This is a genomic window from Micromonospora desertarenae (genome assembly GCF_056150265.1).
This window is the reverse complement of the sequence record NZ_JAXCFQ010000001.1, coordinates 609,928-621,627: the sequence shown is the minus strand read 5'-3', so window position 1 is coordinate 621,627 and position 11,700 is coordinate 609,928. Positions and strand designations below refer to the sequence as shown.

Here is an 11,700-nt window from a genome sequence, read left to right as displayed (position 1 = left end):
CCGATCCGACCACGCACCACCCGGGCCGCCGGCGCACGCGACGGTGGCCGGGCCCCGCACACCCTTTTCCCCCGCACCGCGAACCGTTCCCTCCACCACCGCGAACACAGGAGGTCCGCATGACCCAGCACAGTCGCGACCTGTCGCGCCGCCGACTGCTCTTCGGCGGGGCCGCCGTGGGCGCCGGCGTACTTCTCGCCGGGTGCACCAGCAACGAGGAGCAGCCGACCGAGGCGCAGACCAAGGCGGCCGGCGCGCCCGGCGGCAACAGCGAACCCGGCAAGCGGGTGACGATCGGGTTCTCCGCGCCGGCCGCGGACCACGGCTGGATCGCCGCCATCACCAACAACGCCAAGGCGCAGGCCGGGACGTACTCCGACGTGGAGTTCAAGACGGTCGAGGCCGGCGCGGACGCGGCGGCCCAGCGGGCGGCGCTGTCCACCCTGATCTCGCAGAAGCCGGACGTGATCGTGCTGCTGCCGCACGACGGCAAGGAGCTCAACGCGTTCGGCCTGGAGGCGATGAACGCCGGCATCCCGGTGGTCAACCTGGACCGGGCCTTCCCGGACGCGAAGGCGTACCGGCTGCAGATCAAGGGCGACAACTACGGCATGGGCGTGGCCGCGGCCACGTACATCATCGAGCAGCTCAAGGCGAAGGGCGTGAGCAACCCGATCATCGGCGAGATCCCCGGCATCGACTCGCTGGAGCTGACCCAGGAGCGCTCGAAGGGCTTCGCCGACACCCTCGCGCAGGCCGGTCTCAAGGTCGAGAACCGCCGTCCGGCGGAGTTCACCGCCGACTCGGGGCAGCAGGCGGCGTCCCAACTGTTCCAGGCCGTACCCAAGCTGGACGCGCTCTGGAACCACGACGACGACCAGGGCATCGGCGTGCTGGCCGCGATCAACCAGACGGGACGCAAGGAGTTCCTGATGGTCGGCGGCGCCGGCTCGAAGAAGGCGATGGAGGACATCCAGGCGGACAACACGCCGCTCAAGGCGACGGTCACCTACAGCCCGTCGATGGCCTCGTCGGCGATCTCGCTGGCCCGGCTGATCGCCCAGGGCCGGGGCATGTCCGACCTGGTGGAGCTCCAGGTGCCGAAGGAAATCATCCTCGCCTCCGAGACGATCACCAAGGAGAACGCGAGCAACTACCTCAAGCTCGGGTTCTGACACACGGGGGGAGACCCACCTTGTCCACGACAGACAAGCAACTGCGGGTCGGCATGGTCGGCTACGCGTTCATGGGCGCCGCGCACTCGCAGGCGTGGCGCACCGTGAACCGGGTGTACGACCTGCCGGCGCGGGCCCGGATGGCGTTGATCTGCGGCCGGGACGCCGGGAAGGTGGCCGACGCCGCCGACCGGCTCGGCTGGGAGGCGTACACCACGGACTGGCGTGACCTGGTCAGCCGGGACGACATCGACGTGGTGGACGTCTGCACGCCGGGCGACAGCCATGCCGAGATCGCACTCGCCGCGTTGGCCGCCGGCAAGCACGTGCTGTGCGAGAAGCCGCTGGCCAACACGGTCTCCGAGGCCCGGGCGATGGCCGCCGCGGCGGCCACCGCCCAGGCCGCCGGGGTGCGGTCGATGTGCGGGTTCAACTACCGCCGGGTGCCCGCGGTCACGATGATGCGGCAGTTGGTCGCCGACGGACGGCTCGGAGTGATCCGGCACGTCCGGGCGACGTACCTGCAGGACTGGATCGTTGACCCGCAGTTCCCGCTGGTCTGGCGGTTGCAGAAGGACAGGGCGGGCTCCGGCGCGCTCGGCGACATCGGCGCGCACATCATCGACCTGACCCAGTTCGTCACCGGGCAGCGGATCACCGGGGTCAGCGCGGTGACCGAGACGTTCGTCAAGGAGCGGCCGCTGCCCGCCGAGTCGAGCGGGCTGGCGGCCAGCGTGGACGGGGCGGGCCCGGTCGACGGGCACGGCTCCGTCGACGGGCACGGGCCGGCCACGGGGCCGGTCACCGTCGACGACGCCGCGGTCTTCGTGGCCCGGCTCGACGGCGGCGCGCTGGCCACGTACGAGGCGAGCCGGTTCGCCACCGGCCGCAAGAACGCCCTCCGGGTGGAGATCAACGGCTCCCTCGGGACCGTTGTCTTCGACCTGGAACGCCTCAACGAACTGGAGTTCTACGACGCCACCCGACCCACCGCCGAGCAGGGCTTCAGCCGCATCCTGGTGACCGAGGCGGAGCACCCGTACATGTCGGCGTGGTGGCCGCCCGGCCACATCATCGGCTACGAGCACTCGTTCACCCACCAGATGCGGGACTTCATCGAGGCGATCGCCACCGGCGTCGACCCGGCCCCCTCCTTCGCCGACGCGTTGCAGGTCCAGCTGGTGCTGGACGCGGTGACCCGGTCGGCGGAGCTCGGTTCCTCGTGGACCGAGGTGGAGCCGGCGCTGGCCCCGGTGGCCGCCTGAGCCACCTCCTGGACCGACCGGCGAGGGCCCGGCCGCGGTTTGCGCCCCGCGGCCGGGGCGAGGCCGGTTCCGGAGGACGTGCAGCCGGGCCGTACGGCCCGGTGGCGCACGAGCAGGACGGTCGTCCGGTGCGGCCGGACCGGGATTCCCCGGCCGCACCGGAGGGCCGCCACCAACCCGGCGATCCGGAGGACCAGATGGCACTCCCCACCGCTCGCGTCGACACCGTCCACCGCTCTCACTCCCGCGGGTGCTCCGCGCCCCGGGCATCGACCGTTCCGGCGAACGGCTGAGACGTCCGGCCGGGGCGTGCCGTCGCTCCGACCGGCCGGATGCGGGGGAGGCAGGGTCGAGACGCCGACCGACCCTGCCTACCAGCCCCGTCCGTCCGGCCCGCACCGGGAACCGGTCCGGCGCCGTTGCCGCCGACTTCGACGCCGGCCGGTCAGCTCCACCCGAGGTGGACGGCCGGACGGGGCCATCCGCTCCGCCGGAAGATCTTCCCCGATACAAAGAAATATGTATATAATTCTATTTCCGGCCGGTTCCTCCTGATCTGGGAAGGAGCACCATGCGTACGGGTGTCTGGCTGGTGGGGGCGCGCGGTTCGGTCGCGACCACCAGCATCGTGGGAGCGCTCGCCCTGCGGGCGGGGCTGGCCGGCCCCACCGGCTGCGTCACCGAGCTGGCCGAACTGCGCGGCCCCGCCCTGCCGTCCTTCGCCGATCTGGTCTTCGGCGGCCACGACGTGGTCGCCACCCCGCTGGTCAAGCGGGCCGAGGCGCTCGCCGCCGCCGGGGTGCTGCCCGGGCGGCTGGTCGCCGCGCTGGCCGACGAACTCGCCGCGGTCGAGCGGGAACTGCGCCCCGCGCCGGCCGGCGGCAGCCAGGCCGACCGGGCCGCCGCCACCGCCCGCGACCTCGACGACTTCCGCCGCCGGCACGAGCTGGACCGGGTGGTGGTGGTCAACGTCTCGGCCACCGAACCGGTCGCCCGGCCGCATCCGGCGCACGCCGACCCGGCCGCGCTGCGGGCCGCGCTCGCCGGCGCCGAGGAGGTGCTGCCGGCCAGCTCGCTCTACGCGTACGCGGCGGTGACGGCCGGCTGCCCGTACGTCGACTTCACCCCGTCCACCGGGCTGCGCCTGCCCGCGCTGCGCGCGCTGGCCGACGAGCGCGGCCTGCCGTACGCCGGGCACGACGGCAAGACCGGTGAGACCCTGGTCAAGTCGGTGCTCGCGCCGATGTTCGCGATGCGGCACCTGGCGGTGCGCTCCTGGTCCGGGGTGAACCTGCTCGGCGGCGGCGACGGCGCCACGCTGGCCGACCCGGCCGCCAACGCGGCCAAGGTGGAGAGCAAGCAGCGGGTGCTCGGCGAGACCCTCGGCTACCAGCCGCAGGGCGGCACCCGGATCGACTACGTCGAGGACCTCGGCGACTTCAAGACCGCGTGGGACCTGGTCACCTTCGCCGGTTTCCTGGGCACCGGGATGCGGCTGGAGTTCACCTGGCACGGCTGCGACTCCGCGCTGGCCGCGCCGCTGGTGCTCGACCTGGCCCGGCTCACCGCCGCCGCGCACGCCGCCGGGCACCGCGGGCCGCTGGCCGAACTCGCCTTCTTCTTCAAGGACCCGCTCGCCGCGCCCACCCACGCGCTGGCCGAGCAGTGGACCCGGCTGTGCGAGTTCACCCGCCGGCTGCACGCCGGAGGCAGCGATGCCCAGCCCGGCTGATTTGGCCGAGCTGGTCCGCGCACCGGCCGCGCTCTCCGTTCCCGGGGACGTGTTCGCCGGCGCCGCGGCGGCCGGCACGCTGGGCCCGCGTACCCCCGCGCTGGCCGGCGCCTCGGTGCTGCTCTACTGGGCCGGCATGGCCGCCAACGACTGGGCCGACCGGCGGCTGGACGCCGTCGAGCGGCCGGAGCGGCCGATCCCCAGCGGCCGGGTCAGCCCGCCCGTCGCGTTCGGCCTCGCCGCCGGGCTCACCGCCGCCGGGCTCGCGCTGGCCACCGCCGCCGGCGGAAGGCGGGCCGCCGCGGTCGCGCTGCCGCTCGCGGCCACCGTCTGGGGGTACGACCTGGCGGCCAAGAACACCGCCGCCGGGCCGGCCGTGATGGCCGCCTGCCGGGGGCTGGACGTGCTGCTCGGCGCGTCCGGCGGCCGGCTGCGCCGGGCGGTGCCGGCGGCGGTCACCGTGGCCGCGCACACCTGGACGGTCACCGCGCTGTCCCGCCGCGAGGTCAGCGGCGCCGAGGCCGGCCTGCCGCTGCGCACCCTGGCCGGCACCGCCCTGGTCGCGGCCGCCGCCGCGGCGCCGCCGGCCGCCCGCACCCGCCGCGCCGGCGACCCGGCGCGGCGCCGGGTCCGGCTGGTCCGGGTCGCGGCGGCCCTGCCGGCGGTGCTCGCCGGCTGGTACGCCGCCCGCTACGGCGGGGCGCAGGCGCGGGTGGTCGCCGAGCCCTCGGCCGGGCGGGTACGCGCCGCGGTGGGCGCCGGGATCACCGGGCTGCCCGCGTTGCAGGGCGCGCTCACCGCGCGCTCCGGCGCGGGTCTGCTCGGGCTGGCCGTGGCGGCGGCCGCGCCGCTGGGCCGCCGGCTGGCCCGGAAGGTCTCCCCGACATGACCGCCCGCCCCGACCCGCCGCCGCGCCCCACCGACCTGCGGTTCGGCTACGGCACCAACGGCTTCGCCAACCACCGGCTGGACGACGCGCTCGCGGTGATCGCCGACCTCGGCTACACCGGCGTCGCGCTCACCCTGGACCACGACCACCTCGACCCGTTCGCGCCCGCGCTGGCCCGTCGGGTGGCCGCCGTCCGGCGCCGGCTGGCCGACCTCGGCCTCGCCGTGGTGATCGAGACCGGGGCGCGTTACCTGCTCGACCCGTGGCACAAGCACGCGCCGACGCTGCTGCACGACGACCCGACGCGGCGGGTGGAGTTCCTCCGCCGCGCCGTCCGGATCGGCGCCGACCTGGGCGCCGAGGCGGTCTCGTTCTGGGCCGGCGTACGCCCCGAGCCGGTCGCCCCGGCCGCCGCCTGGGACCGGTTGGTCGCCGGCTGCGCGACAGTGGTGGACGCCGCCGACGCGGCCGGAGTGCCGCTCGGCTTCGAGCCCGAGCCGGGCATGCTGGTCGAGGACATCGCCGGTTGGCGGCGGCTGCGCGCCGCGCTCGGCGACCCGGGCGTCTTCGGCATCACCCTGGACATCGGGCACTGCCGCTGCCTGGAGCCGCGTCCGGTGCCGGCCTGCGTGCTCGACGTGGCCGAGCACCTGGTCAACGTCCAGATCGACGACATGCGCCGGGGGGTGCACGAGCACCTGGAGTTCGGCACCGGCGAGATCGACTTCCCGCCGGTGCTGGGCGCCCTCGCCGACGCCGGCTACCGCGGCCTGGTCGCCGTCGAACTGCCCCGGCACTCGCACGCCGCACCGGCCGTCGCCGCCCGCTCGATCGACTTCCTGCGCGCCGCCGCCACCCGCGCCGAGGCGCCCGCTCGTGCCGGCGCGCCCGCCCGTGCCGAGGCGTCCACCCGCGCCGAGGCGCCCGCGCGTGTCGAGGCGTCCGCGCGTGTCGAGGCGTCCGTGCGTGGCGAGGCGCCCGGCCGCGCCGAGGCGTCCGCGCGGCCGGCACGCGCCGCGGCCCCCCGCTCCGCACCCACCGACAGCCCGGACCGGAAGGCCGCGGTGCGTATGTAGGTGCGGAACGAGGGGCCGAGGGTGCCCACCGGCCGGTGCCGGTGGCGGGGCGGCCAGGCCGCCCCCGGGCGCCACTAGACCGCGCCGGCTCCCGGTCGGGAGGCGGCGCCGAGGGGAGGCACGATGACAGCCGATCAGCTGCGGGCCGCGCTGCGGGAGGTGTCCGATCCCGACTGGCTGGCCGAGGCCCTGCGCCGGGTGGCCGCCGAACCGGACAGCATCGCCCGCTCGTTCCCGGCCGCCGGCCGGCGCTGCGGCCGGCACGAGCTGGCCGGACTGCCCGGCTGGACCGCCGACGAGGCGGCCCGGGTGCTGCTGCTGACCAGCCTGCCCACCCGGCACGCCGAGCGCGCCGAGGCCCTCTACCGGCACGGCGACGCCGCCGAGAAGCGGGCCGTGCTGAAGGCGCTGCCGCTGCTGCCGATCGGCGCGGCCGGGGTGCCGCTGCTGCACGACGCGATCCGCACCAACGACACCCGCCTGGTCGCCGCCGCCCTCGGCCCGTACGCCCGGCACCTGGACCCGGCGGCCTGGCGGCAGGCGGTGCTCAAGTGCGTCTTCACCGGGGTGCCGCTGGCCGCGGTGGCCGACCTCGACACGCGCGCCGACGCCGAGCTGGCCGCGATGCTGGCCGCGCTGGCGGCCGAACGGCACGCCGCCGGCCGGAGCATGCCGGCCGACGCCACCGACCTGCTCGACCGGCTCACCGCCGGCTCCGGCCGGCCCACCGCCAGGGAGGCGTGATGCGCATCTTCGACCCGCACATCCACATGACCTCGCGTACCACCGACGACTACGAACGGATGGCCGCGGCCGGGGTACGCGCGGTGGTGGAGCCGGCGTTCTGGCTGGGCCAGCCCCGCACCAGCGCCGACTCGTTCGCCGACTACTTCGACTCGCTGATCGGCTGGGAGCCGTTCCGGGCGGGGCAGTTCGGCGTCCGGCACCACGCCACCATCGCGCTCAACCCGAAGGAGGCCAACGACCCGCGCTGCCGCCCGGTGCTCGACCTGCTGCCCCGCTACCTGGAGAAGGACGGCGTGGTGGCGGTCGGCGAGATCGGCTACGACTCGATGACCCCGGAGGAGGACGCGGCGTTCGCCGCCCAGCTCGCCCTCGCCGTCGCGCACGACCTGCCGGCGCTGGTGCACACCCCGCACCGGGACAAGTCCCGGGGCGTGGAGCGCAGCCTCGCGGTGGTCCGGGAGAGCGGCATCGAGCCGGGCCGGGTGGTGCTCGACCACCTCAACGAGGTGACCGTGAAACTGGTCCGGGACACCGGCTGCTGGCTCGGCTTCTCCATCTACCCGGACACCAAGATGTCGCCGCCGCGGATGGTGGAGCTGCTGCGGGCGTACGGGACGGAGCGGATGCTGGTCAACTCGGCGGCCGACTGGGGGCGCTCGGACCCGCTACTGACCCGCGCCACGGGCGAGGCGATGCTGCTCGCCGGGTTCACCGCCGACGACGTCGACCAGGTGCTGTGGCGCAACCCGGTCGAGTTCTACGGCCAGTCCGGCCGGCTCGACCTGACCGACCTCGACCTGGCCGACGTCGACCCGCCCACCGGCACGTACGCCGGCAACTCGATCCTGCGCGGGGGGAGCTGATGCGGCTGCGGCACGCCGGCGGCAGCACCGTCCACCTCGGCTACTGCACCAACGTGCACCCCGCCGAGGACCTCGCCGGCGTCCTCGCCCAACTGGACAGCTACGCCCTGCCGGTGCGCCGGCACCTCGACGCCGACCTGCTCGGCCTGGGGCTGTGGCTGGCCGCCCCGGTCGCCGCCGAGCTGGCCGCCGACCCCGCGGCCCGCCGCCGGCTGCGCGCCGAACTGGCCGCGCGGGGCCTGGAGGTGGTCACCCTCAACGGCTTCCCGTACGCGGCCTTCCAGGCCCCGGTGGTCAAGGGCGAGGTCTACCACCCGGACTGGACCACCGAACGGCGGCTGCGCTACACCCTCGACCTGGCCCGGGTGCTGGCCGACCTGCTGCCCGAGGACGCGGCCCGCGGCTCGGTCTCCACCCTCCCGCTGGCCTGGCGGCACCCCTGGGACGCCAGCCGGGCGGACGCCGCCCGCCGCCGGCTGGACCAGCTCGCGGCCGGGCTCGCCGCCGTCGAGCGGGACACCGGCCGGCCGGTCCGGGTCGGCTTCGAGCCGGAGCCCGGCTGTCTGGTGGAGAGCAGCGCACAGGCGGCCGGGGTACTGTCCGGTATGGACACCGAGCGGCTCGGCGTCTGCCTGGACCTGGCGCACCTGGCGTGCGCCTGGGAGGAGCCGGCCGAGGCACTGGCCCGGCTGCGCGCCGCCGGGCTGCCGGTGGTGAAGGTGCAGGTCTCCGCGGCGATCGAGGCGCCGGCCGAGGCGACGGAGGCGCTGCGCCGGTGGGTGGAGCCGCGCTTCCTGCACCAGACCCGGGCCGCCGGCTGCGCGGGCGCGGCCGACCCGGCCGACCCGGCGTGCGCGGCGGACGACCTGGACGCCGCGCTGGACGCCCGGCTGCCCGGGCCCTGGCGGGTGCACTACCACGTGCCGCTGCACGCCCCGCCCGAGGAGCCGCTGGGCGCCACCCTGCCGGTGCTGCGCGCCGCGCTGGCCGCGCTCTACACCGGCCCGGAGGCCGGCTGCGACCACCTGGACGTCGAGACGTACACCTGGGGGGTGCTGCCGGAGGCGCGCCGGCCGCGCACCGACGCGGAGCTGGCCGCCGGGATCGCCGCCGAGCTGGCCTTCGCCCGCGACGAGCTGGCCGCGCTCGGCCTCGCGCCGGCCGACCCGACGCGGGCCGGCGCCGAGCGGAGCGAGGTGGCGGCATGAGCGAGCCGTGGCGAGCGAATCATCGACACAGCGCCGCGGTGCCTCGTGGCGGCGCCGAGCGGAGCGAGGTGGCGGCATGAGCAGGCGGCTGGTGGTGCTGGACGTGGTCGGGCTGACCCCGCGGCTGCTGGCGCACATGCCGCGGCTGCGCGCGGTCGCCGACGCCGGTTTCCGGGCCGAGCTGGGCACGGTGCTACCCGCGGTGACCTGCTCGGTGCAGTCGACCTTCCTCACCGGGGCGCTGCCGGCCGGGCACGGCATCGTCGGCAACGGCTGGTACTTCCGGGAACTGGGCGAGGTGCTGCTCTGGCGGCAGCACAACGCGCTGGTCGGCGGCGAGAAGCTCTGGCAGGCGGCCCGCCGGGCCGAGCCCGGCTACACGGTGGCCAACGTCTGCTGGTGGTACGCGATGGGCGCGGACGTGGACTGGACGGTCACGCCGCGGCCGGTCTACCACGCCGACGGGCGCAAGGAACCGGACTGCTACACCCACCCGCCCGAGCTGCACGACGCGCTGACCGGCCGGCTGGGCACCTTCCCGCTCTTCACCTACTGGGGTCCGGGCGCCGGCATCGCCTCCTCGACCTGGATCTGCCGGGCGGCCGAGCAGATCCTCGCCGACCAGGCCCCGGACCTCACCCTGGTCTACGTCCCGCACCTCGACTACGACCTGCAACGCTTCGGCGCCTCGTCGCCCCGGGCGGCGGCCGCCGCGGCCGAACTGGACGGGGTGCTCGGGCCGCTGCTGGACGCCGCCGCGGCCCGGGACGCGACGGTGGTGGTGCTCTCCGAGTACGGCATCACCGACGTGTCCCGCCCGGTCGACGTCAACCGGCTGCTGCGCGCCGAGGGGCTGCTCCGGGTGCACACCCAGGCCGGCATGGAGTACCTCGACCCGTGGACCTCGCGGGCGTTCGCGGTCGCCGACCACCAGGTCGCGCACGTCTACGTCCGGGACCCGGCCGACGTGCCGGCGGTGGCGAAGCTCTGCGCCGGGCTGCCCGGGGTGGCCGAGGTGCTCGACGCCGACGGCAAGGCGGCGCACGGGCTGGACCACCCGCGCGCCGGTGAGCTGGTGCTGGTGGCCGAGGCGGACGCCTGGTTCACGTACTACTACTGGCTCGACGACGCGCGGGCGCCCGACTTCGCCCGGCTGGTGGAGATCCACCGGAAGCCGGGCTACGACCCGGCCGAGCTCTTCTTCGACCCGGCCGCGCCGGGGGCGGCGAAGCGGCGGGCAGCGGTCGCGCTGGCCCGCAAGAAGCTCGGCATGCGCTACCTGATGAGCGTGGTCGGGCTCGACGCGGGCGCGCGGGCGGTCCGCGGCTCGCACGGGCGGCTGCCGGCCGACCCGGCCGACGGGCCGGTGCTGCTCTGCTCCGACCCGGCGGCGGCCCGGGACCGGATCGCCGCCACCGAGGTCAAGGCGCTGCTGCTGGAGCTGGCCGGGCTGCCACCCGGCCCGCAGGGCGACCGCGTCCCGGCCGGCCGGCGGCGTCCACCGGCCGGCGGGCCGACCGGGGAGGCGCCGTGACGGTGACCGTGGCGCCGACCGACGCGAGCGGGCTGCGGGCCCGGTTCGACGCCGAGCTGGCCGCGTTCCTCGACCGGCAGGGCCCGGAGTGGCCGGACGGCGCGCCCCGGGGTGTCTTCACCGCGCTGCACCGCTTCGTGCTGGCCGGCGGGAAACGGCTGCGCCCGCTCTTCTGCTACTGGGGCTGGCGCGGCGCCGGGGGCGCGGACGGCACCCCGATCGTGGTAGCGGCCGCCGCGCTGGAGCTGTTCCACGCCTTCGCGCTGATCCACGACGACATCCTCGACGGCAGCGACCGGCGCCGGGGCGAGCCGTCGGTGCACCGGCTCTTCGCCGACCTGCACGCCCGCTCGGCCTGGCGCGGCGACCCGGAGGCGTACGGGCGCAACACGGCGCTGCTCTGCGGCGACCTCTGCGCGGCCTGGTCCGACCAGATGTTCCACGAGTGCGGGCTGAGCACCGAGCAGGTGCACCGGGGGTACGCGGTCTTCGCGCTGATGCGCACCGAGGTGATCGCCGGCGAGTACCTCGACCTGGTCTCCGGGGTCGGCGACGGTTCGGTGGCCAGCGCGCTGACCGTGATCCGGATGAAGGCGGCCCGCTACACGGTCACCCGGCCGTTGCAGATCGGCGCGGCGCTGGCCGGGGGCGGGCCGGACCTGCTCGCCGCGCTGGCCGAGTTCGGCGACCCGCTCGGCGACGCGTTCCAGCTCCGCGACGACGTGCTCGGGGTCTTCGGCGACCCGGCGGTGACCGGCAAGTCGGTCCTGGACGACCTGCGCGAGGGCAAGCCCACGGTGATGATGGCGCTGGCCCGCAGCGCCGCCGACCGGGCGCAGACGGCGCGGCTGCGGGAGCTGTTCGGTAACCCGGCACTGGACGCCGACGGCGCGGCCGAGCTGCGCGACATCATCGAGCGCACCGGCGCCCGGGAGCGGATCGAGCAGATGATCCGGGTCCGCGCCGAGGCCGCGCTGACCGCGCTGGCGCACGCGCCGCTGGGCGAGGAGACCCGGGCGGCGCTGATCGGCCTGGCCGGCCAGGTGGTCGACCGCCGGCTCTGAGCCGCGGCGGCGACGGCTCGGGCCGGGTTCCGCGGCCGGCCACCCCGGCGAGCGCAGGGCCCGAGACGCCGACTTTCGCCCAGATCGACAAAAGTCCATTCTGGATCCGCAGAAGGTATGGACACATCGACGTCGGCAACTTAATGT

General features: G+C 75.8%; 10 protein-coding genes. All 10 read left to right on the top strand.

Annotated elements, in window-relative coordinates; genetic code table 11:
• Positions 1-119: 119 nt before the first annotated feature.
• The 10 genes from SM577_RS02855 (at position 120) to SM577_RS02810 (ending at position 11,553) form a co-directional block, all read left to right on the top strand.
• Positions 120-1,175, top strand: a complete 1,056-nt coding sequence (locus tag SM577_RS02855; RefSeq protein WP_474581890.1) for a substrate-binding domain-containing protein — start codon at positions 120-122, stop codon at positions 1,173-1,175.
• A gap of 53 nt (positions 1,176-1,228) precedes the next feature.
• Positions 1,229-2,440 carry a Gfo/Idh/MocA family protein gene (locus SM577_RS02850; RefSeq protein WP_474586228.1) on the top strand — a complete coding sequence of 404 codons (1,212 nt, stop codon included), beginning with the start codon at positions 1,229-1,231 and terminating at the stop codon, positions 2,438-2,440.
• Positions 2,441-3,011: 571 nt separating this feature from the next.
• Positions 3,012-4,172 carry an inositol-3-phosphate synthase gene (locus tag SM577_RS02845; RefSeq protein ID WP_302918943.1) on the top strand — a complete coding sequence of 387 codons (1,161 nt, stop codon included), beginning with the start codon at positions 3,012-3,014 and terminating at the stop codon, positions 4,170-4,172.
• Entirely contained in the window at positions 4,156-5,061 is a 906-nt protein-coding gene (locus SM577_RS02840) for an SCO3242 family prenyltransferase (RefSeq protein WP_474586205.1), read from the top strand. Before SM577_RS02845 ends, SM577_RS02840 begins: the two co-directional genes overlap by 17 nt.
• On the top strand, positions 5,058-6,137 hold the full coding sequence (locus tag SM577_RS02835) for a sugar phosphate isomerase/epimerase family protein (RefSeq protein ID WP_474581893.1): 1,080 nt from the start codon (positions 5,058-5,060) through the stop codon (positions 6,135-6,137). Before SM577_RS02840 ends, SM577_RS02835 begins: the two co-directional genes overlap by 4 nt.
• 123 nt (positions 6,138-6,260) lie before the next feature.
• On the top strand, positions 6,261-6,881 hold the full coding sequence (locus SM577_RS02830) for an EboA domain-containing protein (protein WP_302918940.1): 621 nt from the start codon (positions 6,261-6,263) through the stop codon (positions 6,879-6,881).
• On the top strand, positions 6,881-7,747 hold the full coding sequence (locus SM577_RS02825) for a TatD family hydrolase (RefSeq protein WP_474581894.1): 867 nt from the start codon (positions 6,881-6,883) through the stop codon (positions 7,745-7,747). Before SM577_RS02830 ends, SM577_RS02825 begins: the two co-directional genes overlap by 1 nt.
• Positions 7,747-8,955: a metabolite traffic protein EboE gene (gene eboE / locus SM577_RS02820; protein WP_474586204.1), complete on the top strand. Its 1,209-nt coding sequence runs from the start codon at positions 7,747-7,749 to the stop codon at positions 8,953-8,955. The genes SM577_RS02825 and eboE overlap by 1 nt, the downstream gene beginning before the upstream one ends.
• Before the next feature lie 76 nt (positions 8,956-9,031).
• On the top strand, positions 9,032-10,489 hold the full coding sequence (locus tag SM577_RS02815) for an alkaline phosphatase family protein (protein WP_302918937.1): 1,458 nt from the start codon (positions 9,032-9,034) through the stop codon (positions 10,487-10,489).
• Complete coding sequence (locus SM577_RS02810; RefSeq protein WP_302918936.1) at positions 10,486-11,553, top strand: polyprenyl synthetase family protein; 1,068 nt, start codon at positions 10,486-10,488, stop codon at positions 11,551-11,553. Before SM577_RS02815 ends, SM577_RS02810 begins: the two co-directional genes overlap by 4 nt.
• Positions 11,554-11,700 lie beyond the last annotated feature (147 nt).

Coding starts and splice junctions, on each gene's coding strand:
- SM577_RS02855 (WP_474581890.1), top strand. CDS start 120: ATGACCCAGCACAGTCGCGACCTGTCGCGCCGCCGACTGCTCTTCGGC.
- SM577_RS02840 (WP_474586205.1), top strand. CDS start 4,156: ATGCCCAGCCCGGCTGATTTGGCCGAGCTGGTCCGCGCACCGGCCGCG.
- eboE (WP_474586204.1), top strand. CDS start 7,747: ATGCGGCTGCGGCACGCCGGCGGCAGCACCGTCCACCTCGGCTACTGC.
- SM577_RS02845 (WP_302918943.1), top strand. CDS start 3,012: ATGCGTACGGGTGTCTGGCTGGTGGGGGCGCGCGGTTCGGTCGCGACC.
- SM577_RS02815 (WP_302918937.1), top strand. CDS start 9,032: ATGAGCAGGCGGCTGGTGGTGCTGGACGTGGTCGGGCTGACCCCGCGG.
- SM577_RS02850 (WP_474586228.1), top strand. CDS start 1,229: ATGGTCGGCTACGCGTTCATGGGCGCCGCGCACTCGCAGGCGTGGCGC.
- SM577_RS02830 (WP_302918940.1), top strand. CDS start 6,261: ATGACAGCCGATCAGCTGCGGGCCGCGCTGCGGGAGGTGTCCGATCCC.
- SM577_RS02835 (WP_474581893.1), top strand. CDS start 5,058: ATGACCGCCCGCCCCGACCCGCCGCCGCGCCCCACCGACCTGCGGTTC.
- SM577_RS02825 (WP_474581894.1), top strand. CDS start 6,881: ATGCGCATCTTCGACCCGCACATCCACATGACCTCGCGTACCACCGAC.